The organism is Streptomyces buecherae (genome assembly GCF_014295035.1).
GTDB classification, from domain to species: domain Bacteria; phylum Actinomycetota; class Actinomycetes; order Streptomycetales; family Streptomycetaceae; genus Streptomyces; species Streptomyces youssoufiensis.
On record NZ_CP060404.1, the window covers coordinates 3387750 to 3409852 of the forward strand.

The following is a 22103-nucleotide window of genomic DNA, read 5'->3' on the forward strand; positions in this document are numbered from 1 at the left end:
TGGGTGACCGGCCGGACAGGGCGGCGCCGTGGCGGCACGGCGGCGGCCGTGGGCCACGCCGCTCGGGCGGGCGCGGCGTGCGGACCGAACGCGTACGGCACCGCGCCACGGCGAGCCGCGACGGCTCCCGCACGGTGGCGCGCCGCCGGTCGCCGCGACCGATACCCGTACTCGGCATCGATGTCAGTACCGAACGGTCGATCGGCCCCACCGCGCCCGAGATCACCGCCGACCCGCGTCACGGGAGCCCGTCTCAGCGCCACACCCCCCGTCGGTGGCGCGTCGCGCCGCGCGGCGAGCCCGACTCCGCCCTGGCGCGCGGTCACGCGGCGCGCTCGGCGTCGGGCCGCCGGACCGGACCGCGCCACCGCGCGCGACCGGCGACCGGTGCGACGCGGGCCCGTCGGGCGGGCCGGCCCCGCCGCGTCGGGCCGCCGCCGCCCACGGGACGTCGGCGCATCCGATCGAGTTCAGTAAACGGCCACGAAAGCCGCGAACGAAACCCCGCCGATAGCCATTCGATGCGTCAGAGCGCGCATTCGGCTCTCCCTCCCCGGATTCCCCCTGCGCGACCGGTCGCCGCGTCAAGACGCATGCACCGCCACCGCGTTCCCGCCATCGGCTCGTGACCGACGTGGGGGGTGGCCGCCGGGCCAGGCCCGGGCGGCAGGTCGCTCTGCCACACCTACTGTGTACGCCAATTCGAGATCACCGCTATTGCCTCTTGCGGCATAGCCGTTGTGGCTATGCCGCATCGGCTATGCCCAACCAGGCATGATCCAAACGAGCTATGCCGCTTCCGCCGTCAGCGCATTACGGTGGTTGTAGACCATTAACGCCGCCTCGACGCGTGAGCGAGCCCCCAGCTTGCGCATCAGGCTGGTCACATGGGCCCGCACCGTGCGTTCGGCGATGTTGAGCTGGCGAGCAAGCGAACGATTGGATTCCCCGTCGGCCAGTAGCAACAGGACCTCCACCTCTCGCTTGGTCAACAGTGAGAAGTCGGGAGTCGAGTGTCCCGGCCTCCCGTGCCGTCCCCATTCACCCGTGCCGATCGATTGCCCCCGTGAGTGCACGTGGCCTCCCCTAAGACCTAACCAAACCGGGTCAACTACTCGTACCCCCATGAGAACAGAGGTTCCTCCCACCGAGGCGGGCCAGCGAGTGATGAGTGACCCAAGCCACCCGCCATGCCCACCCTTTGAGGGGAGATACCTCATCAAAGTGGCGTAGTTCAGGATGAGTAGTGCGCCCGCCCTGTTGCCCGCTGCCACCGCCCCGTTGCGAGGCGCCACCCGCCCCCGTGGACCCGCCCCGGGAGGCTCCGAGTCCCGGGCCCGGATGCGGAGGTGTGGGTTCAGGCGGGCGGGCCCTCCGGGTGGGGGGCGTCGCCGCGGGTCCTGGTGTCGATGACGGCGAAGCTCGCGCCCTGGTTGTCGACCACCACCGCCGAGCGACCGTGCGGCGTGGTCACCGGGTCGATGGCGACCCGGCCGCCGAGCCGCCCGGTGGCGGCCACCGCGGCGTCGCAGTCCTCGACCACGAAGTAGGTCAGGAAGTGGGCCGGCATCTCCTCCGGATAGCCGCTGCTGATCAGCCCCCGGCCACTCACCGCGTGTCGCGCCCCCGCCGGCCGGCCCCGTGGGACCCAGCGCACGAAGTCGGGCCGCCCCGCCTCGTCGTCCACCTCGGCGCGCAGGCCGAACACGTCCTCGTAGAAGGCGTCGACGCGCTCCGGCGCGCGGGTGTAGACCTCCGCCCAGCCGTACGAGCCGGGCTGCCCCTGCTCCTCGAAGCCCGCGTGGCTGCCGGCCTGCCACAGGTTGAAGACCGCGCCGCCGGGGTCGGCGATCACCGCCATCGTGCCGAAGTCGCCCACCCGCACCGGGTCCATGATGACCGTGCCGCCCGCGGCGCGGGCCCTGACCGCCGTCCCGAAGACGTCGGCGGTGGCCAGGTAGACGTTCCACGCGGTGGGCATCCGCCCGTCGGGCTTGGCCACCAGGGCGGCGACGTTCCTGCCGCCGTGGAACGCCTGCGTGTACGAGCCGTAGTCGGGCGCGGCGGGCCCGAAGGTCCAGCCGAGCAGCTCACCGTAGAAACGCTTGCCCGCCGCGACGTCGGGCAGCGCCACATCCACCCAGCAGGGCACACCTTCCGGGAATACGGCCATGGCTCGGTGTCCTCCCGTACAGAGTGATCGACACTCGGCAAGTGCCTTATCGGCCACGCTAACGGCGCAGCGCCCATCCCGCCCGCCCCGCGACGCGGACCGGTGAAGGAGACTCCTCTACGACGGGGAGGCGAGCGGCTCCCGGGCTCCGTGCGTACGGAAGGGGAACAGTGGGCGAAGGAGGGTCGCACACACCGTCTCCACGAGCCGGGCACGAGTTATCCACCGATGTTATCCACAGGCTGTTGATAACAGGAATCATCCGTCCGGCCGAACCCACAGCGCTCGGTAGATGGGCCACTCACCGACCGCCCCGCCGCCGCCCCACCCGCTCTGAACTGGCCTTTCCCCGACTCGATCGGGCCGCACCCCATTTGCAGGCAGCCGGATCGCGCTCTGATCACCCCTCGGTAAGCTGACGGCATGACAGGACAAGTTCGCACGGTTGACGGCCGAGTGGCCGGGCGCCGCGGACAGGCGACGCGGCAGAAGCTGCTCGACTGCCTCAGCGAGATGCTCAGTTCCTCGCCGTACAGAGACGTCAAGGTCATCGATGTCGCGCGCAAGGCAGGAACCTCACCCGCGACGTTCTACCAGTACTTTCCCGACGTCGAGGGCGCCGTCCTCGAGATCGCCGAGGAGACGGCGCAGGAGGGCGCCGGCCTCACGGATCTCGTGGCGGGCCGCTCCTGGGCGGGGAAGTCGGGCTGGCAGTCGGCCGAGGAGCTTGTGGATGGCTTCCTCTCCTTCTGGCGCAAAAACGATGCCATCCTGCGGGTCGTGGACCTGGGCGCCGCCGAGGGCGACAAGCGGTTCTACAAGATCCGCATGAAGCTCATCAACGCCGTCACCAGCTCCCTGGCCGACTCCGTCAAGGAGCTCCAGACCAAGGGCAAGGTGGACAAGGACGTGAGCCCCGCGGCCGTGGCCGGGTCCCTCGTGGCGATGCTCGCCGCCGTGGCCGCACACCAGAAGGGCTTCCAGAGTTCGGGCGTCAAGCAGGCCGAACTGAAGACCAACCTGGCACTCCTGGTCCACCTGGGCGTCACGGGCCGCAAGCCGTCCAAGTAGCGCCCCAGCGGCCCACCCCGGCCCCTCCCGGGCCCCAAGCCCAGCTCACGGACGCCCACCCACCGAGGGCGCCGCCCCTCCCCCACAGCGCGCCACCGCGCGCGCCCCGCGCGCTCCGAGCGCACCCCCGCGTCGCCCCGACCGGCAGCCGCCGCCCGCCGCCCGCCGCACTCGGCCCGCTCTCCTAGCGCGCCGCTCCCGACGCGACGTACGCACGCGGTTCATGCGGCGACAGGCATGCCCGCTTTTCCAGCCCGCGTCATTCCCTGCTCCGCCCCGGCGCGGAACGCTCCAACGGCGTCACAGCGCGGCCGGCATCGCGCGACTCACCGCCGCCCCACGCCCCCACCATGAATGCGACCGGCCGCCGACCATAAGCCCAAGCTTGCTTCTCCGCCCGCTCATTCGGCATTCCACCGGCGCGATAGGTGGCAACGGAAGACAACCCCCGGCGCGAATTCGGGGGGCGCACGCGGGCGGAGAAGGGCGCGCTATTCGCGACGGAAAAGCCGCCGCCCGCAAGCCCGCGCAAGCCCGCACGCGTCCGGTGTACCAAGGGACCTATACAGCACGGAAATCCGGGCCGGACGCGGCGGTCCGTCATCATGACGGCCACCACGCCCGACCCGGTCTCATCCGAAGCGGTCAACCGCGGTCGTCGCTCCCCGTGTCCGCCATCCGGCTCGCCCGGTGGTCGTCTCGGCCCAGGGCCGGCCCGACCTGGCGCGCGCCGCGCGGCAGCGGTCGTGGGGGATGCGTCTCAGCGGCTTACTCGACCACCTTGAGCAGCTTGTTCGGCGTGCCCTGACCCGGGTTGCTGATCTTGTCCGGGGTCGCGCCGTCGGTCAGCGCCTTCGCCACCGCGTCCGGCGTGGCGTCCTGGTGGGCGCCCAGGTAGACGGCCGCCGCGCCCACGACGTGCGGGGTGGCCATCGAGGTGCCCGAGATGGTGTTGGTGGCGTCGTCGCCGGTGTTCCAGGCGGAGGTGATGTCCGAACCCGGGGCGTAGATGTCGACGATGTCGCCGTAGTTGGAGAAGCTCGACTGCTCGTCGGCGTCGGTGCTGGAGGCGACCGTGATGGCCTCGGGGACCCGCGCGGGCGAGCCCTGGCCGGCGTCGGTCGACTCGTTGCCGGCCGCGACACCGAAGGTCACGCCGGAGGCGATGGCCTTCTGCACCGCCGCGTCCAGCGCCTCGTCGGCGCCGCCGCCCAGGCTCATGTTGGCCACGGACGGGCCCTGGTGGTTCTCGGTCACCCAGTCGATGCCCGCGACGACCTGCTCGGTGGTGCCCGAGCCCTGGTCGTCCAGCACCCGCACGGCCACGATCTTGGCCTTCTTGGCCACGCCGTGGTCCGCGCCGGCGATGGTGCCGGCGACGTGCGTGCCGTGCCCGTTGCCGTCGTCCGCCGAGTCGTCGCCGTCCACGGCGTCGAAGCCGTGCGTGGCCCGGCCCTCGAAGTCCTTGTGCGTGACCCGCACGCCGGTGTCGATGACGTACGCGGTGACGCCCTCACCAGCGCTGTCCGGGTAGGTGTACGTGGAGTCGCCCTGCGTGTCGGTCTGGTCGATGCGGTCCAGGCCCCACGACGGCGGGTTGTCCTGGGTTCCGGTGGCCTTGAAGGTCTTGTTCTGGACGACCTTGGCCACGGCCGGGTCGGCGGCGAGGCGCTTGGCCTCGGTCTCGCTCAGGCCCTTGGCCGAGAAGCCGTTGATGGCCGAGTCGTAGCTGCGCGAGAGCTGGCCGCCGTACTCCTTGGCCAGGTCCTTGCCCGAGTCGGCGGCCTTGACGCTCTTGCCGCCCTTGAGCATGACGATGTAGCTGCCGTCGACGGCGCCCTTGGCGTTCGCGCCGTAGACCGTGCCCTCGGCGGGCGCGTCGGTGGCGCCGGCCGGTACGGCCACGAACGCCCCGGCGGCGACCGCCGCTGCGGCGCCTATCGCCAGGGTGAGACGACGGTTGCTCATGCGCTTGTGAGATGCCATGAAGAGTTGACCCTTCGCGTGCGTGCTGTGGGGGGAATTTGTTGCAATCACGCTTGGCAGCGGGATGATTTCCACTGCGCCTGCAAAGACTCTGCCCGGTTCTCCATGGTCATTTCAATAACCAGATCACCCTGTTACACAGTCGCCAGGACTCGGCAATAGCGAATGCCCCAAAATGTGGACATAGCCCGGGAATTGCCGCCGGATGATCTTAACGTCAGGTCCCCTTTGGCCCCGTTCGTTGATCTTTCGACGCCACTCTCGGCACCAAGTACGGACCAATTCCGCCTCGTCGTACGGCACTTCATGGTGACGGCATTCACATGGCTTTCGCGTGTCGGCGGAAGATGTGCGCATTCGGTGACGCCGATGAATCCGGCGGACACTTTCGCGGCGCGGGCGACGGGTGCGGCGGGGAGGTTTTCGCGGAGCCGACCGCGTCGCGGCGCGACGGGTGGGCGGTCAGGGCACGGCGTACGCGGGGCGCGCGGCGGTGCGACCGCGCGGCGCCAACAGGGCCCCGTGTGGCGGCACTTACCGTCCGACCGGTCGTCGGACGTGCGAGCCGGCCGGGGCGGTGACCGGGCCAACGGCCGTGCCAGCGACGGGCCTTCGGTCCGGGCGGGCGCCTCCTGCCAGGGCTTTTGGCGTGCGGGCCGCAGTTGTCAGTGGGGCGCGCTATACATGTTGCTGTACTCGCGGCATCACAACCGGTAGCCGAGGTGCGGGACGGGGGCGAGCATGAAGCTGGCGAAGGAGTTACCCGAAGGCGACGTACGGGTCATGGCGGACCGGCGCGACTTCGGCCGCTTCGTCGGGAGCGCGAAGACGGAGCGCGACGGGGTGGCCTGCCTCGGCTGCACCCTGAGCATCCTCATGTTCCTGCTGGGCGCGATCGTGACCGCCGCGAGCGTGGCATCCGACCGGGACATGGGCACGGTCGGTCGGTTCGTCGGCGTCGGGCTGGTGGTGCTCAGCGTGGTGGTGCCGATCGGCACCAGGGTCTGGCAGGAGCTCAAGGGGCCGCCGCCCGTGGTCTTCCACTGCTTCGAGCACGGCTTCGTGCTCACGCACGGCGCGGAGGTGCGCGCGCTCCCCTGGTCCGAGGCGCGGGTCAGCTCCTTCCGCGAGAGCGCGTACGCGCCGCACGGCGGGCCGGGCGAGGCCGTCGAGTGGGCCGAGGTCCGGGACCGGGCCGGACAGGTGGTGTACGCGGTGAGCGGTGAGGCCGCCGTGCGCATAGCCGAGGTGGCGACGGCCGACGAACTGCCGCGCACGGAGCACCGCCTGGGGCGCGGCGGCACGGTCGGCTACGGGCGGTTCACCCTCTCCGCCGACACCCTGTTCCTGGACGGCAGCGCCACGCCCTGGCGGGACGTGCGCCGGGTGGAGACCACCGACCAGGCCGTGCGCGTCTACCGCGCCGACGGCCCGGGCAGCCCCGCGCACTTCAGCGCGGCCCGACGCGAGACGCCGTACGCCGCGGTGGTCGTCGCCCTGGCCCGCACGTACATAGCCGCGGCCCGCCCGGGGCCGGGCGCGCGGCCGGTCGCGCACCCGGAGGGCGGCTGCCCGGTGGCCAGCGGTTCCGGGCCCCTCCCGGACGAGCCGCCCGGCGAGTAGCCGGCGCGGAGGCCGCGCGGCGGCGAGTATGGAGGGGTGATGACCCCGATGAGCGACGAGGACCAGCGGGCCTTCCGCGAACTGCTGAGGACCCTGCGGGTCTGGGAGGACCGGCTACCGCACTTCGACCCGGAGGCGGCGCCAGCCGAGCCGCTCCCCCTGTTCCAGCGCTGGCTGCGCGAGGCGGCCGACGCCGGGGCGCGGGAGCCGCACACCATGACGCTGGCGACGGCCGACGACGAGGGCCGGCCCTCCGTGCGGGTGGTGATGCTGCACGACGCGGACGAGCACGGCTGGCACTTCGCCTCCCACCGCACCAGCCGCAAGGGCCGCGACCTGGCCGCCAGACCGTACGCGGCGCTCGCCTTCTACTGGCCCGAGGTGGGGCGCCAGGTGCGGGTGGCCGGCCGCGTGGTGACGGCCGGGCCCGAGGAGAGCGCCGCCGACCTGCGCCGGCGTTCCCCGGGCGCCCTCGCCGCGGCGCTGGTCGGCCGGCAGAGCGAGGTGCTCGACGCCTACGAGGAGTTGGACCGGGCATCGGCCGCCGCCTGGGAGCGCGCCCAGCGCGAGCCGGACGCCCCGGCCCCGACCTGGACGCTGTACGTCCTGGACCCGGAGGAGGTCGAGTTCTTCCAGGGCGACGAACACCGCCGGCACGTACGGCTGCGCTACCGCGCGACCGACGACGGCTGGACCCGCGAGCTACTCTGGCCCTGACGGGCGCGGGGGCTCCGGCCGCCGGGCCGAGGTGTGCGAGCCGGACGGGGCGCGGCCCGGCTCGCGGGTCGGACGGGCCGGGCAGGCCGGACGGGTGCCGGCTCAGGGGCCGGGCGGGTCGGCTGGGGCGGAGGGCCAGGACGGGCGCGGCCTGACTCGCGGACCGGGCGGGGCCGCCAGGGCCGGTGCGCGGACCGGGCGGGGTCGGGTGGGGCGAGCTCGCGGGCTGGGCAGGCCGGACGGGTGCCGGCTCAGGGGCCGGGCGGGTCGGCTGGGGCGGAGGGCCAGGACAGGCGCGGCCTGACTCGCGGACCGGGCGGGGCCGCCAGGGCCGGTGCGCGGACCGGGCGGGTCGGCCAGGGCGTGCGGGCGGGCCCGAGTACGCGGGGCACGGCGCGAGCCGGCACGGGAACGGCGCGAGCCGGCGGGCTCAGGAGGGATGGCGCTCGCGGTCAGGGGTGGGTTGCTGGGGGGCCGTCGCCCAGGCGGGGGTGTGGGCGCGGGCGGCGTCCGCGGCCGAGGGGACGGCGGTCTGGCCGAAGCGGTACGGCGGCAGGTCGGTGGCCAGTCGGGCGTGCACGTGGATGTCGCGCGGCGTGCGCGACAGGTCCACCATGGCGCCGCGGAAGATGCCCTCGACGCGGTAGGCACAGCGGTCGGCCACCCGGCACGAGGCGTCGTTGCCCACGGCGTGGCCGAGTTCGAGCCGGTGCAGGCCGACGTGCTGGAACAGCCAGCGGGTCATCGTCTCCAGGCCGCGCGCGGCCACCCGCTGACCGCGAGCCTCGGGCAGCACCCAGTAGCCGACCCGGGCGCTGCGGTGGTCGAGGTCGAGCGTGCCGGCGTAGACGCTGCCGAGCACCTGGGAGGTCGTCAGGTCCGTGATGGCGAAGGAGGTCATGTCGCCGCGCCGCCAGCCCTCGGTGCGGGCGCGGAGGAAGTCCCGCGCGCCGTCCGGGTAGGCCGCGGGCGAGTTGACGGCGCTCCAGCGGCGGTATTCCGGATCGGCCAGGCCGCGCTCGATGGCGGGGAGGTCCTGTTCCTCCCACGGGCGCAGCACCAGCCCGTACATCTCCAACTCGACCGGCTCCAGCATCCGCGTCTCCCTTCGCACGCCGCCCCGCCCGCAGCCGCCTGTCCGTCCGCCTCCGCATTCAACACCGCCGAGGGGGAGCCGGGCCCACCGGGGGCGGCCGTTCCGCTCGGTACGGGTCCGCCGCGACGGGCCGCGCCGTAACGGGTCGTCAGGCCGGTGCCCGCCGCCCCGTCCGGACGAACCGTCGACGGCGCGCGGGTCGCGGTCCGTAATCCTTCCGCAACCGATTCGGTACCGGTTTGACCGAAACCCGTCAATGATCCGACTACGCTCACGCGTATGGCCGACAGAACTCCCGCCCCCCGCACCCCCGTGTACGTCATCGGCGGCGGCCCCGGCGGACTCGCGGCGGCTGCCGCGCTCGGCGAGCGCGGCGTGCGCGCGGTCGTCCTGGAGCGGAGCCACGCGGTGGCCGGCGCCTGGCGCGCGCACTACGACGGGCTCCGGTTGCACACCACCCGCCGCATGTCCGCGCTGCCGGGGCTGCCCATCCCGCGCGGGTACGGCCGCTGGGTGGGGCGCGACGACCTGGTGCGGTACCTGGAGCAGTACGCGGAGCACCACCGGTTGGAGTGCGTCACCGGCGTCGAGGTCGCGCGCGTGGCCCGCGCGGCGGCGGACGGCGACGTTCCGCCGAACCCCTGGGTGCTGCACGCCAGCGGCGGGCGCGAACTCACCGCGCGGGCAGTCGTCGTCGCCACCGGGTACAGCCACACGCCCTACCTCCCCGACTGGCCGGGCCGTACGGAGTACGCCGGAGAGTTGCTGCACGCGGCCGACTACCGCAACGCCAGCCCGTACCAGGGCAAGGACGTCCTCGTCGTGGGCGCCGGCAACTCGGGCGCCGAGATCGCCACCGAGCTGGCCGAGGGCGGCGCCGGCCGGGTCAGGCTCGCGGTGCGGACCGTGCCGCACGTCGTGCGCCGGTCGCGTCTCGGCTGGTCGGCGCAGCGGTCGGCGGTGCTGGCCCGCCGGTTGCCGGTGCCGGTGGCGGACCGCGTGTCGGCCGTCCGGGCCCGGCTGTGCGCGCCCGACCTCGCCGGGCACGGGCTGCCCCGCCCCGCGTCGGTCGGTGTCGCCGGGCTCTACTCGCGCGCCCGGGCGGGGGCCGTTCCGGTGCGGGACACCGGGCTGGTCCGCGCGGTGCGGGCGGGCCGGGTCGAGATCGTCGCGGCGGTCGAGTCCTTCGACGGCGACAAGCCGGTCCTGGTGGACGGCAGCCGCGTGGACGCGGAGGTGGTCATCGCCGCCACCGGCTACCGTCCCGGCCTCGACGACCTGGTCGGCCACCTCGACGTCCTCGACGCCCGGGGCCACCCGCGCGCCCACGGCGCGCGCCGCCAGGCGGCGGCCCCCGGCCTGTACTTCACGGGCTACGCCAACCCGGCCAGCGGCATGCTCAGGAAGTTGGCCACCGAGTCCCGCCGAATAGCCCAGCGGATCGCCCGCGACCTGCGGTAACCGGCCCACCCCGGGGCCTGCCGCGCCGCCCTTCCCGCACACCGGCCCGCCCTGCCTGTTCCGTACGCCCCGTCTGTCCCGTACGACCCATACCCCCCGTACGCCTCACGGGCCTTGGTCGTCTCGCGGGTTCGCGCGCACGCCTTCGGGCCGCCGCGCCCCGGACCCGGCGGCGACCCGGCCGGCGCTCCCCGACCCGCCGTCGGACGGACCACCAGGCGCCTCACTCGCCAGCGGCCCCGACCCGTCCCCCGCCGCCGGCCCCCTCGTCGGCCCCGGGCCCGCTCACCGCGCAGCCCGCCACACCGGGGCCCGCCTGCCCGGAAGCCGCGGCGTCGGCAGCCGCCGCGCCAAGAGCCGCCGCATCGGAAGCCGGCGCTCCGGAAGCCACCGCGACCGCCTGGTCGGCCCGGGTCGCGCGGCGGCGCGTGGCGGCCGACCGTCGCTCGCCGGCCCCCGCGACCAGGGTGAGCAGCAGTGCGAACCCCACCCCGCTGAGGACCGCCGTACTCGGCGACGTCGCGTTCTGTACGACGCCGGACAGGGTCGCGCTCGTCGCGTAGCCGAGCCCTACGGCCGCGTACAGCATCGAGTATCCGGCGGCGAGCGCGCTCTGTGGCAGGGCGTCGCGCAGCGACAGGTTGCGGGTCACCTGCACCCCGGACTGGAGCAGCCCCGCCAGCAGCATGGCGCCCGCGATCAGGGCGAGCCCCGGCAGCACCGCCGCGGCCGCCACGCACGCGATGACCGCGAGCAGCAGCACGAAGCTCTGCGTGCCCAGCGTTCCGGGCCACCCGCGCAGCCCGTAGAGGAAGGCACCGACGGCGGCGGCGACCGCGTAGCCCGCGAGTACCGGCCCGGCCCAGCCGACCGCGATGCCGCGCTGTTCGAGCAGGGCCGGCAGGACGAGTTCGGCGAGCGCGAGCAGCGAGAGCGCCGCGGCGCCGGTGACGTACACCGGCCAGGCGGCGGCCAGGGTGCGCAGCATCGACGCGCCCTCGCGGTCGCTCTCGTCCGCGTCCCACCCAGCCGGGAGCGCCCAGAGGCCGGCCGCGGCGCACGCCGCGAGCACCGCGCCGAGCAGCAGCGGCAGCGCCGGGTGCACGCCGAGCGCGAGCCCGGTCGCCAGCGCGGGCGAGGCCGTCCACACCCCGTAGGTGAGGATGGCCTCCATGCTGAGCGCCTGCGTGCCGAGGCGTTCCGGCACCAGGCTGGTCAGCAGCGCGCGCAGCCCGCCGGGGGCGGCGGCCGGCGCGCCACCGGCGACGACCGCGAGGGCGCCCAGCAGCACCGGATGCGCCGACCCCACACACCCGAGCGCGGCGAAGGCGGCGGCGCCGACGGCGAGGCCGAGCGCGAGGTGGGGGCGCGCGCGGGCGGAGTTCAGCCGGGCTCCCAGGGCGACGGCGCCCACCACCTCGCCGACGACGTACGCGGCGGCGAGGACCGCGCCCAGCGTGTAGCCACCGGACCGTTCCCGTACCAGGAGGACCAGGGCGAGCGGTGCCATGGCGACCGGTGTACGAGCCGCCAGGGCGACGAAAGACCAGTTCAGCACGGGGCGAGTGACGAGTTCGCGGTAGGCCATGGGGCGACGATAAAGCCTCCCATTGGTGGCATGCTCAAGACAGTGTGACGAAGTGACGCACGGGACCGGAGAGACTGGAGCGGAGACCGGGCGGAGGAGGAGAGCACATGTCGCAGGCGCGTACGCAGACCCGCGCTGGCCAGCACCCCCGGGGCGGCACCACCGCCCCGATGACGGCGCACCCCACGGACCCCGCCCCGGAGCGGACGCCGGCGTCGACGTCGGAGCCGGAAGCGGAAGCCGAGTCGGGCCCGCCGTTGCGCATCGGCCAGCTCGCGGAGCGCACGGGGGTGAGCGTGCGGCTGCTGCGGTACTACGGGCAACAGGGCCTGCTCACACCGCGCCGGCTCGGCAACGGCTACCGGGTCTACGCCGAGGACGACGTACGACTCGTGCGCTACATCAGGTCGCTGCTCGCCGCCGGCCTGACCACCGCCGTCATCGGCCGGCTGCTGCCGAGCGTGTGCGAGCGGGACGGGGTGCTACGGCCGTGCACGCCGGAACTCGCCGACGAGTTGCGGCGCGAGCGGGACCGGATCGACGCACAGGTCGCCGAACTCCTGGCCTCACGGCGGCTGCTGGAAGAGGTCATCGAAGCCGCGCCCCGCCACGCTCCCTGACGGGGGCGCGTACGTGACAGGGGTGCGTACGTGACAGGGGTGCGTACGACGCGCCGGCAGGGCCCGTACGGCGCGGCTCACCACGGCCCGTACGGCGCGGCCCGACGCGACCCGCGTCCACGGGTGAGCGCCCGCCACTCGCCCCTCGGGGAGTGCGGCCGGGCGCCACGAACCGTACCGAGCGGGGGACTTGGCTGGGCGGTGCGCTCGTGCGCGCCCCGAGCACGGCACCGCGCACCGCCAGCCCATCCGGCGCCGCCGCCCTGGAAGCGCGCCGAACCGCGATCCGCTCTCGCCGAGGACCAGGCCACGGGCGTCTCCGCACCCGGGCGCGAGCGGCCCTCGGCGTCCCCTCACGGCGTATCGCTGCACCTAAGGGTGATCAATTGAACACGCCACGTCAACACCTGGTCTGGACTTATTGACTCACATCTGCCGCGCGGCGCGGCGCCGGGTGGCGCACGCGCCCGCCAGTGACACCGCGCGCTCGATGGCCACCGCCGTCCCGGTGGCGGCCACGGTCCCGGCGGTCGTCACGGTCGCGGCAGCCGCCGCCGGGCCCAGGACCTCGGAACCGCCCGCTTCGCTCCGGGTCGCGCCGCCGACCAGCCCGTGCGGCACGACCTCGGTGGGCTCGACGTGCTCGGGGAGCTGGGCGGCCAGGTGCGCGCCGGAGTACGCCGTGGGCGGCGCGGTGGCGCCCTGGCGGTCCACCTCGCACCAGATGCTCTTGCCGTTGCCCTCCGGCTGCCAGCCCCAGCGGTCCGCGAGGCCGTCCACCAACTCCAGGCCGCGCCCGTTGGTGTCGTCGTCGTCGGCGCACCGGGGGCGCGGCGGGCAGGCGCTCGCGTCGGCGACCTCCACCCGGACCATCGCCACCGCCGGCGGGCCAACGCCGGTGGCCGGCGCGGGCGTCGGGTCGGCCCCGTACGCCCCGTCGGCCAGCGCCGCGAGCCCGGCGCCCGCGCCGGGTGGCAGCGCGGGCGTGCCCGCCACTGCCGGGTCGGCCGCGTCCAGACCCGCCGCGCCGTAGGCGGCGGCCGGGGCGCGGCCCTGGCCTCCGTCCGCGAGGTCTGCGGGATCTGTGGGGTCCGCGCACTGCGCGGGGAAGAGCATCCGCAGCACGGCGGGGCAGCCCGTGTGCACCACGGCGTTGGTCACTAGCTCTGAGATCAACAAGACGAGCGTCTCTGCCAACGGCTCGTCAACGGCCACCCCCGAGCGCACGAGGCGGGACCGCGCCCAGCGGCGCGCCCTTCCCACCTCGGCCGGGTCTGGCCGGACCTCCATCTGTACCTGAAGCACCTGCACCGCTCACACCATCCGAACCGGTGGACACATCGCTTCGCGCCTCTCCGGGATCACGGAACGTGACCCCACGACGAGACAGCATGGTTGACGTACAGTCACCTCACCAAGCACTTCGGACATATTCCAGCGCCAAGGAGTATGGGTGGTGCATACTGTGCGACGCACATCGCGGGGAGTCGAACAACGGCCCGCGCAAGGGCCGCACGCCCCGTCCGAGCAGCACCTGGGCGCGCCGCCGAAGCCGCCGTCGCGACCCGCTCCGCGTCCTCGTGCCTCCGCACAGCTCGCATCCAACGGAGCGTACCGGAGGGCGAAGCCGACTCCCCCGAGTAACGAGCCGCGCCAAGGACACAACACGGCATCGACGCTCCGTGACGATGCACTCCCGGCCGCGCGCCCCTCCCGCAGGCCGCCCTGCGCCCCGTCGAAGCCGCGCCAGATGCCGCGACGTAGGCGCCGTGAAGGTCCCCGCGTGAGTCGCCGAGGGCGGCTCGGCCGGCTCCCGCCGCGCCCCGTCGCACGCCGTCGCGCGCCGCCCTCCGTCGTCCGCGCCCGGGGCCCTCGCGCGCGACTGCCCCCTTGTGTCCCGTACGTCTCAACATCGAGCGATGATGGACGACATGACGCACGGAGGGGAGGGCGCGATGTCGGGGGAACAGCCGCCGGTGGGACGAGGCGGTGGTCCGGGGCCGTTCCACGGCCGGGGGCTGCTCGCCGGCCGCTACCGGCTCGGCGACCACCTCGGCGACGGTGCGCTGGGGACCGTATGGCAGGCCAGCGACGAACTCGTGGGCCGCGAGGTGACGGTCAAGCAGCCCCGGCTGCCCGCGGGGCTCCCGGCCGAGCAGCGCGCGGGGGCGTACGAGTTGCTCGGGCGGGCGGCGCGTGCCGCCGCCCGCATCGAGCACCCCTCCGTCATCACCGTCCACGACGTGCTCACCATCGAGGACCGGCCGTGGCTGGTGATGGAGTTGGTACGCGGTGGCTCGCTCGCGGCCACGCTGCGCGGCGCCACCCTCGGCGTGCGGCAGGCCGCGCACGTGGGCCTCGCGGTCGCCGGCGCGCTGCGGGCCGCGCACGCCGCGGGCATCGTGCACGGCGACGTGAAGCCGGGCAACATCCTCTTCGGCCGCGAGCGCCCGGCTGGCACCGGCGCCGCCCCGGGTGCGGGCGACGGTGCCCGGCGGATCGTGCTGTCCGACTTCGGCATGGTGCACGCGGTGGACCAGCAGCGACGGGCGGCGCTCGGCGACCCGGCCGGCGCGGCGCACCCCGGCACCCCGGCCCCCGGCGCGAGCGCGGCCGGGCCGGCGGCGGCCCACGGACCGGCCGGCGCGCTGGAGTTCGTCGCCCCCGAGCGGCTGGGCCCCGAGCCCGCGGCGCTGGCGCCGCCGGCGGACCTGTGGGCGCTGGGTGTCGTGCTGTACGCGGCGGTGGAGGGCGTGCTTCCGTTCCGTCGCGAGACCCCGGCGGAGACGGTGGCGGCGATGCTCGGCGCCGCGCCGCACCCACCCGTACGAACCGGGCCGCTGACCGAGCTGATCGGGCGGCTGCTGGCACGGGACCCGGCGGCCAGGCCCGGGGCCGAACAGGCCGAGGAGGCGCTGCGCGCGCTGGCGGCGGCGCCGGACCCGCAGCGGCCACGGCCCGGCAACCAGCCCCGCAAACCCTCGGCGATGGACACCATCCAGCTCCGCGCGCTACGACCGGGCGACCCCGCCCCCGACACCGGCGCTGACACCGGTGCCGGCGCCGAGCCAGGACCGCCGGCGCCGTCGCCGGCACAGCCCCAGCGCGCCCCCAGGTCCGATGACACCCAACAGCTCACCACGCTCGGCAGCCGGTCACGCCCCGCCGACCCGTCCCACCAGCCCGCACGCCCCCACCAGCCCTACCCGCAGGACCAGCACGGCCAGCACGCTCCGGCCGACCAGGGCGCCGCCCGGCCGCCGGCCGCCGGCCCGGCGGTCCCTCCGTACGGTCAGGCCGGTACGCCGCTGCCGCCGCACTCCGCCGCGTACGGGACGTCCAGCGGTGCGGGCCAGGCGGCCGGGGCCGGCAGGGCGGGCGGGTTGCCCGGCGCGCTGCCGCCGGCCGTGCCCATGACGGCGCAGGCGGCCGGCACGGCCGGCGGTGCGGAGGCCGGCAACACAGCGGGTAAGCGCGGGCCGTGGGGCGGGGTGCGGCCCCGCGTCGCCGTCGGGGCGTTGGGCGCGCTGGTGCTCGTCGTCGGGGCGGGCGTCTTCCTCCTCACGGGCCCGCTCAGCGACGACGAGGCCGCCCCCGCTCCCCCGACCAGCGCCCCGCCCAGCACGGCCGCGAGCCCCACCGCCACCCCGACGCCCACGGCCACCCCGACCGACGCCGGGCGCCCTGCGCTGCCCGCCGGCTGGCGGCTGCACCCGCACCAGCCGCTGACCGCGACGGTGGCCCTGCCCGACGGCTACGCGCTGCGCGACACGACCCGCACGCAGGCCGACTGGGTCGGCGGCGACAAGCGGGCCTTCACCATCAGCCTCAAGCGCGACGCGAGCCGCGGCGCGACCGCCACCGAGGCGTCCGAGAAGCAGATCACCTGGTACCGCACGATCAAGGACTCGGCGATGGAGGGCGTGCGCACCCGCCGGCACAGCATCGACTGGTACGGCCAGCGGGCCCGTTGGATCGAGGTCGACTACCGGGCCCGGGGCAAGCGCGAGCAGCGCCGCCGCCTGGAACTCTTCGTCCCCGGCGCCGAACAGCGCGTCTACCAACTCCTCATCGACACCACGGCGACCGGGCCACACCGCGCCGAGCAGGACGAGCTCTTCGCCATCGCCCGCGACCAACTCCGCGTCGACACCGCGCCGGACCCCTCCGCCACCCCGACCACCGACGCCAAACCCGACACCGATGCGGACGTCACTCCGAAGCCCGACGCCGATGCGGACGCGGATGTCACACCGAAGCCCGACGCCGAGGCCAAGCCCGACGCGCGGCCCGACGACCGGGAGAGCCCGACCGGGAAGCCGACGCCCAAGGGCGGCTGAGCCCGGACGGCCGACCGTCGCGCCCAGGCGGCCGGCCCGGGGCGAGCGCCCCACCCGTCGCCAAGGTCAGCCCGCCTCAGCCAGCGGCGCGCGGGTGTGCTCGCCGAGACCGCTGGCGGTGGCCTCGTCCCGTACGCCGACCAGTGCGTTGACGCGCCGGGACGGGTGGCAGCCTCCCGGGCGGACACCTGCCGGCAGCAACAGCCGCACCCCGCCCCGGCGCTCAACCACCCAGGCCGTCCGGAACCAGCTCGCCGCCGAAGCAGAGGCAGGGGCAGGGGCAGAAGGCCGCGACCGTGGTCCGTGCCTCGCGCGCCAACCGCTGTGCCTCACCCGAGCCTGGGCCGCACTCCGTTCCGCGTCAGCGCCGTCTGATCGGCCGCCCGTTCAGGGGCTCGCCGTCCGTCGTTTCGGGCTCGCCCCGTGCTGCCCGCGCCCGCCCGCCGGCGTTCGCGCCCGCCCGGTGTTCGCGCCACCCGCCGGCGTGCGTGCCACCCGGCGGCCCGGGCCAGTCGGCGGCCCCGGGCGGCCGGCGGCTCGGTGTTCAGCGGGTGGCGCGGTAGCTGGCCGCCGCCTGGTCGAAGTAGCGGTCCACGGCGCCGCGTTCGTCGGCCGGGCCGATGATCTGGAGCACGTGGTACCGGCCACTGATGATCATGGCGAGGTTGCGCACGTATACCTGCCGCCCGCTGGTGTCCTTCCACCCGAAGGCGCCCTCGGCCATCGCGGTCTGGCCCACGTCGATCCGGCGCAGCCCGGTGGCCGACGCCCAGTCGGAGTCGCGGTACGGGGCCAGCTCCGGCTCCAGGTTCTGCTGGTACTTCATGGGGTCGCCGCCGTACTCGGCGGTCTTGTCCCGGCCGGGCACGACGATCATCTCGTAGTCGCTGCCGAGGTAGCGGATCTGGCCACGGCCGTTGGGCGGGCGGCGCTTCCAGTCCTCGGCGACGGCGACCTGGAAGCCGTCCGGGTCCTTGCGCAGCGCGAATCCCTTGGCCAGGGCGGTCGGGTCGGTGGACTGCGGCTGCTGCCCGGTGGGCGCTCCGTCGCCGGACCGCTCGCCGGGGTCGACGCGGCCGGCCTCCGGGTCGGTGGCCGGCGGGCCGCTGTGCGAGGTGCCGGCGCCACGGTCCGAGCCCTCGCCCTCGTCCGCCTTGGGCATGAACAACATGGCGTACAGCACCCCGGCCGCGAGCAGCAGCAGTATCAGCACCAGGAGCAGCCGGCCCAGGTGGCGCGGGGCGCGCGCGCCGGGCGCGCGGGTGTCGCGGAGCGGGGCGGTGTCGTGCGCCTCCAGGCGCAGGTGATTCTCCTGCCGGGGCGCCGCGTCGTGCGTCTCGTGGTGCTGTCGGGGCACCCGGGGCGGCTTGCCCCGCTTGTGCCGGTGCCGGCCGTGCAGGGTCGCGGCCTGGCGTCGTCGGCGCACCAGTTCGCCGCGGCGGCGCAGGATCGGCAGCCGCCTGGGGTCGCCGGTGCCGATCGCCTCGGCGGGCGGCACGGTGACGGTGCGGCTGCCGACGTCGGGCTCGGGCGCCGACCTGATCAGCGAGCGCAGCCAGCCGCGCAACTCCTCGAAGTCCGGCCGCTCGGTGGGGTCCTGGCGCAGCAGCGACTCGACCACGGGCCGCAGCGCGCCGCACTCCTCGGCGTACGCGGGCGGCTCGGCGCACACCAGGTGGACCAGCTCGCTCGCGTTGTCCTCGGGATAGGGCGCGTGCCCCTGCACCGCGCGGAACAGGAGTACGCCGACGGCCCACAGGTCGGAGGCCGGGCCGACGGGCGGGGCCAGCCGCCAGTTCTCGTGCACCGGGCCGGCCTGCTCGGGGGCCCAGCGCTCGGTGACGGCGCCGACCACGACGATGCGCGCCTGCCGGGCCCGCTCGGCGGCGAGCGCGGAGTCGGGCCCGCGGTAGCCGTCGCCGCCCCGGGGTGCGGCGGGGGCCACGCGCGCGTCGGCGTCGTCGGCCGGCTCGCTCGCCTCGGGCGCTTCCGGTTCGGCGCCCTCCTGGTCCTCGTCCCAGTACGGCTCGTCCCGGCCCTCGGCCCACCACTCGTCCTCGACCGCCGCGCCCGGTCGCGCCCCGGCCGCGCCCGGCGCCACGGCGTGCGCGCCGGCGGCCGGGCCCGCGCCCGGTGTCGTGTCACTCCTGTCGGCGGGCGGGCCCTCGACGGCCTCGCGCGCGGCGGCCCGCGCCCCGGCGCGGTAGGCGGCGATGGCGCCGGCGCGCGGCGCGCGCGACGGCGTGGCCCGGCCGTACGGGTCGGCTCCGTTCTCGCCCGGGCCACCGCCGGCTGGCGCGGCGCCGCCCGGCGGGCCCTGGTCCCGGTAGACGGGGCCGGCGGGGCCGCGCCGTACGACCGGGGCCGAGGGCGGCGGCGTGGCGTTCCGCGTCGGGCCTGTCCCGGGCGGCGGGCCGCCCGGGGCGGCCTCCCGTACCGAGTCGGGGCCGGTGCCGGGGCGGGCCGACGGCACCGCGCCGGCGTCCACCCGTGGGGCGCCGGCCGCCGGGCGCGCGCCCGGCTCCGCCGCGCGGGCGGGGACCGCGTCGTCCAGCGGCTCGCGCGGGCGGGGGGCGCGCAGCGCCTCGGGCACCGGGTCGTAGCCGCAGAGCGCCTCCTCCGCCGCGCCCGCCGCCAGCCCGGTGAGCATCGCGCGGCCGTCGTCGCAGACCAGCACGGTGCGGGTGGTGATGTTGCGGTGCGTCCAGCCGTGCGCGTGCAGGGCGCGTAGCGCGGTCAGCACGTCGGCGGCGACCTCGGCGGCGCGGTGCGGGGTGAGCGGGCGCTCGGCGAGCAGCGCGGCAAGCGGCCGGGCCGGCACGTACTCGCTGACGATCCACAGGCTGCCGGCCTCGGCGAAGACGTGGAAGACCTGGTCGAGTCGGGGGTGGTCGGGCACCTGGGCGGCGGCGGTGGCCGCGTCGATGGCGCGCCGCACGGCCGGGTCGCCGATGCCGTCGAAGTGCGCCGGCCTGCGCCGCGCGTCGAGACCGCCGCCCGGCCGACCGCCGGCGCCGTACGCCCCGTGGGCCGCGCCCTCGCCGACCACCTCGGCCTCGACGACCTCGGGCAACGGCACCTGCCTGAGCAGGACTTCCTGGCCGCTGTAGGTGTCGAACGCGCGGGTTTCCACGAACTCGTACTCATCGGCGGGCGGCAGCGGCAGTCGATAGCGGTCGGCGAGTACCCGACCCGCGTAGTCGTCCACGACGCCTCCCCAAGCGCGCGATTCGCCCAAGGCTCACCGCGCGTCACCGTTCTACCGGTCTCTAACTCCGCGCTTGTACAGCTACCCACGACGGCGGGTTCTCACGATACGGGCCCGAGCGGCTTCCTGCCGACCGCTCCACCGACTCCGCTCGTTCGACGGTGGCCCGGCACCGCCCTTGCGCCGCAAGGGCGCCGGGCGCGCTCCCACTCCAGAGCGTACGACCCGTCAGCCGCGCGGGGTGAAGGTGCGCAGCGCGGTCTGTCGCAGCGTCGCGCACTCCTTCTCCGTCCAGGCGTCCTTGGCGCAGGTGATCATGACGGCGTAGCCGCGGTGGGCGTCCACCTTGAAGCCGCGGTTGAGCACCCGCACCGCCTGGCCGCGCTGCTGGCGCTCGAAGCTCCAGTCGGCGACGGTCGGGTAGCCCTTCCACTGCACGGGACGGATGCCCAGGCTCCGGTAGCCCTTCATCGTGCGGGAGGCCCCGGGCTCGGCGCCGCGCCACGCCTTGGCGGCGTCGGGCAGCGGCTTGGCGTTGAAGTCGACCTGTACGCGCGGGAATCCGCCGGAGGCGCTGTAGACCGTGCCGCCGCTGTAGCCCGGGATGGGCCGCTTCTGCCAGCCCTTGGGCAGCGCCATGCCGAAGTGGAACGCGTCGTCGCTCACCCGCTGGTAGCCGGCCGGAAGCGCGTCGCGCGGCTGCTCGGACTTGCCGTCCCCCTGGTCCTGTCCGTCCTTCCCCTCGCCCTGCCCGGTGGGGTCCTGGGCGCCGGTGGACGGCGCGTCCGCGTCGCCGTCGCCGGTCGGGTCGGCGTCGGTGGTCGGGTCCTGGCCGCTCGAAGCGGTGGGCTGGGCACCGGACTTGTCGCCGTCACCGCCGCCGTCCAGGGCGAAGGCGAGCACCGTACCCAGCACGGCGAGCAGGACGACGACCACGACGATGACCAGCGTCCGCTTGGGCACCACGTCGGTGATCGAGGCGCGCGAACCGCCGGCGGGCCCCGACGCGGCCGGCGCCCCCGGGACGGCGTGCGGCCGGGGCGGGGTCGTCGCGTCCCGGCGCGGTCCGGGCTGGCCGCCGCTCGCGAGGCCGGTGGCGCCCGCCGCGCGGCCCGCGGGCCGGCCGGCGGCGCCGGGCAGCGTGCCCGCGGCCGGCGCCTGGTGGGCCGCACCGGGGCGCGGCGGGGTCAACGGGCCGGTCGGCGCGGCGGGCAGCGGCATGGTGCGGGTCGGCTCGACGGCCGACACCGGCCGGTCGATGACGTCGTCGGGCGCGTTGACCGCGGCCGTCAGCAGCGCCCGCGCGCCGGCGTCGTCCAGCCGGTGCGTCGGGTCCTTGGCCAGCAGGCCGTAGATGACCTCTTCGAGCATGCCCGCGTTCTTCGGCGGGTCGAGCGGCTCGGTCATCACGGCCGTCAGCGTCGCGATGGCCGTGCTCTTGTCGTACGGCGGGACGCCCTCGACCGCCGCGTACAGCAGGCCGCCGAGCGACCACAGGTCCGACGGCGGTCCCGGCCGGTGGCCGCGGGCGCGCTCGGGGGCGATGTAGGAGGGCGCGCCGACCAGCATGCCGGTCGAGGTCACCGACGGGTCGCCCTCGACCTGCGCGATGCCGAAGTCGGTGAGCACGACCCGGCCGTCGTCGGCGATCAGCACGTTGGACGGCTTCACGTCGCGGTGCAGGATGCCCTCGCGGTGCGCCGCGCGCAGCACGTCGAGGACGGCGAGGCCGACCTCGGCGGCCCGGCGCGGGGTGAGCGCGCCGTCGTCGCGTACCACGTCGGCCAGGGAGCGGCCCTCGATCAGCTCCATGACGATCCACGGCCGGTCGTCCTCGTCGACGACGTCGTACACCGTGACCGCGCCGTTGCTCCGAATCCGGGCGATGGCCTTGGCCTCGCGCAGCGTACGGGTGATCAGGCGGCGCTTCTCGTCCTCGTCCACGCTTGACGGAAAGCGCAGTTCCTTCACCGCGACGGTGCGGCCCAGCGTCTCGTCACGGGCTCGCCAGACCGTCCCCATGCCGCCCCGGCCCAGGACTTCGCCGAGCCGGTACCGCCCAGCGAGGAGGCGCCCAGTCGTGCCCTGCGTCTGCTCCGCCTCCGACATGCGTCCCCTCTGCAATCAACCCACCCTGGCAGAGCGTCCATTGTCTCTCATCCACGAACGGGCGGAAGTACCGGCCCAGCGCGCGCGTGGGCGCGCCCCGGTCACGACACG

15 protein-coding genes are annotated in these 22103 nt (G+C 75.2%); 6 read left to right on the forward strand and 9 right to left on the reverse strand.

Features of this window, described 5'->3' with window-relative positions:
- Positions 1-788 precede the first annotated feature (788 nt).
- Both H7H31_RS34580 and H7H31_RS12660 read right to left on the reverse strand, forming a co-directional pair.
- Entirely contained in the window at positions 789-1220 is a 432-nt protein-coding gene (locus H7H31_RS34580; protein ID WP_308283785.1) for a response regulator transcription factor, read from the reverse strand.
- Positions 1221-1357: 137 nt separating this feature from the next.
- Positions 1358-2173, reverse strand: coding sequence for a VOC family protein (locus H7H31_RS12660; protein WP_187061640.1), 816 nt, complete (start codon positions 2171-2173; stop codon positions 1358-1360).
- A 423-nt stretch (positions 2174-2596) separates the two neighbouring features.
- Between H7H31_RS12660 and H7H31_RS12665 the strand changes: the two genes are divergently transcribed.
- The gene (locus H7H31_RS12665) at positions 2597-3244 is read left to right on the forward strand and encodes a TetR family transcriptional regulator (protein WP_187061641.1); all 648 of its coding nucleotides are present in this window, start codon (positions 2597-2599) and stop codon (positions 3242-3244) included.
- Between the two features lie 768 nt (positions 3245-4012).
- Here H7H31_RS12665 and H7H31_RS12670 read toward each other — a convergent pair.
- The gene (locus H7H31_RS12670) at positions 4013-5230 is read right to left on the reverse strand and encodes a S8 family peptidase (protein WP_187061642.1); all 1218 of its coding nucleotides are present in this window, start codon (positions 5228-5230) and stop codon (positions 4013-4015) included.
- Positions 5231-5971: 741 nt separating this feature from the next.
- Here H7H31_RS12670 and H7H31_RS12675 point away from each other — a divergent pair.
- Positions 5972-6853 (forward strand): hypothetical protein, encoded by an 882-nt coding sequence (locus tag H7H31_RS12675; RefSeq protein ID WP_187061643.1) that lies wholly within the window; start codon positions 5972-5974, stop codon positions 6851-6853.
- A gap of 39 nt (positions 6854-6892) precedes the next feature.
- Positions 6893-7570: a pyridoxine/pyridoxamine 5'-phosphate oxidase gene (locus tag H7H31_RS12680; protein WP_372455931.1), complete on the forward strand. Its 678-nt coding sequence runs from the start codon at positions 6893-6895 to the stop codon at positions 7568-7570.
- 430 nt (positions 7571-8000) lie between these two features.
- Here H7H31_RS12680 and H7H31_RS12685 read toward each other — a convergent pair whose 3' ends face one another.
- Entirely contained in the window at positions 8001-8666 is a 666-nt protein-coding gene (locus H7H31_RS12685) for a GNAT family N-acetyltransferase (RefSeq protein ID WP_187117908.1), read from the reverse strand.
- A gap of 279 nt (positions 8667-8945) precedes the next feature.
- Between H7H31_RS12685 and H7H31_RS12690 the strand changes: the two genes are divergently transcribed.
- Positions 8946-10127: a flavin-containing monooxygenase gene (locus tag H7H31_RS12690; RefSeq protein ID WP_187059759.1), complete on the forward strand. Its 1182-nt coding sequence runs from the start codon at positions 8946-8948 to the stop codon at positions 10125-10127.
- 223 nt (positions 10128-10350) lie between these two features.
- Here the strand turns inward: H7H31_RS12690 and H7H31_RS12695 are convergent, their stop codons facing one another.
- Positions 10351-11715 carry an MFS transporter gene (locus H7H31_RS12695; RefSeq protein ID WP_187117909.1) on the reverse strand — a complete coding sequence of 455 codons (1365 nt, stop codon included), beginning with the start codon at positions 11713-11715 and terminating at the stop codon, positions 10351-10353.
- Between the two features lie 107 nt (positions 11716-11822).
- Between H7H31_RS12695 and H7H31_RS12700 the strand changes: the two genes are divergently transcribed.
- Positions 11823-12335 (forward strand): MerR family transcriptional regulator, encoded by a 513-nt coding sequence (locus H7H31_RS12700; RefSeq protein ID WP_308283781.1) that lies wholly within the window; start codon positions 11823-11825, stop codon positions 12333-12335.
- A gap of 426 nt (positions 12336-12761) precedes the next feature.
- Here H7H31_RS12700 and H7H31_RS33870 read toward each other — a convergent pair whose 3' ends face one another.
- On the reverse strand, positions 12762-13562 hold the full coding sequence (locus H7H31_RS33870; RefSeq protein WP_408648002.1) for an ATP-binding protein: 801 nt from the start codon (positions 13560-13562) through the stop codon (positions 12762-12764).
- 704 nt (positions 13563-14266) lie between these two features.
- Here H7H31_RS33870 and H7H31_RS12715 point away from each other — a divergent pair.
- Entirely contained in the window at positions 14267-16675 is a 2409-nt protein-coding gene (locus H7H31_RS12715) for a serine/threonine-protein kinase (protein ID WP_187117910.1), read from the forward strand.
- Between the two features lie 66 nt (positions 16676-16741).
- Here H7H31_RS12715 and H7H31_RS12720 read toward each other — a convergent pair whose 3' ends face one another.
- The 3 genes from H7H31_RS12720 to H7H31_RS12730 form a co-directional block, all read right to left on the reverse strand.
- Positions 16742-16906 (reverse strand): hypothetical protein, encoded by a 165-nt coding sequence (locus H7H31_RS12720; protein WP_187061112.1) that lies wholly within the window; start codon positions 16904-16906, stop codon positions 16742-16744.
- 313 nt (positions 16907-17219) lie between these two features.
- Positions 17220-19883 carry a protein kinase gene (locus H7H31_RS12725; protein ID WP_187061113.1) on the reverse strand — a complete coding sequence of 888 codons (2664 nt, stop codon included), beginning with the start codon at positions 19881-19883 and terminating at the stop codon, positions 17220-17222.
- A 228-nt stretch (positions 19884-20111) separates the two neighbouring features.
- Positions 20112-21992 (reverse strand): serine/threonine-protein kinase, encoded by a 1881-nt coding sequence (locus tag H7H31_RS12730; RefSeq protein WP_187061114.1) that lies wholly within the window; start codon positions 21990-21992, stop codon positions 20112-20114.
- Between the last annotated feature and the right edge of the window lie 111 nt (positions 21993-22103).

Coding starts and splice junctions, on each gene's coding strand:
- H7H31_RS12700 (WP_308283781.1), top strand. CDS start 11,823: ATGTCGCAGGCGCGTACGCAGACCCGCGCTGGCCAGCACCCCCGGGGC.
- H7H31_RS12670 (WP_187061642.1), bottom strand. CDS start 5,230: ATGGCATCTCACAAGCGCATGAGCAACCGTCGTCTCACCCTGGCGATA.
- H7H31_RS12695 (WP_187117909.1), bottom strand. CDS start 11,715: ATGGCCTACCGCGAACTCGTCACTCGCCCCGTGCTGAACTGGTCTTTC.
- H7H31_RS12680 (WP_372455931.1), top strand. CDS start 6,893: ATGACCCCGATGAGCGACGAGGACCAGCGGGCCTTCCGCGAACTGCTG.
- H7H31_RS12685 (WP_187117908.1), bottom strand. CDS start 8,666: ATGCTGGAGCCGGTCGAGTTGGAGATGTACGGGCTGGTGCTGCGCCCG.
- H7H31_RS12675 (WP_187061643.1), top strand. CDS start 5,972: ATGAAGCTGGCGAAGGAGTTACCCGAAGGCGACGTACGGGTCATGGCG.
- H7H31_RS12660 (WP_187061640.1), bottom strand. CDS start 2,173: ATGGCCGTATTCCCGGAAGGTGTGCCCTGCTGGGTGGATGTGGCGCTG.
- H7H31_RS12665 (WP_187061641.1), top strand. CDS start 2,597: ATGACAGGACAAGTTCGCACGGTTGACGGCCGAGTGGCCGGGCGCCGC.
- H7H31_RS12730 (WP_187061114.1), bottom strand. CDS start 21,992: ATGTCGGAGGCGGAGCAGACGCAGGGCACGACTGGGCGCCTCCTCGCT.
- H7H31_RS12690 (WP_187059759.1), top strand. CDS start 8,946: ATGGCCGACAGAACTCCCGCCCCCCGCACCCCCGTGTACGTCATCGGC.
- H7H31_RS34580 (WP_308283785.1), bottom strand. CDS start 1,220: ATGAGGTATCTCCCCTCAAAGGGTGGGCATGGCGGGTGGCTTGGGTCA.
- H7H31_RS12715 (WP_187117910.1), top strand. CDS start 14,267: ATGACGCACGGAGGGGAGGGCGCGATGTCGGGGGAACAGCCGCCGGTG.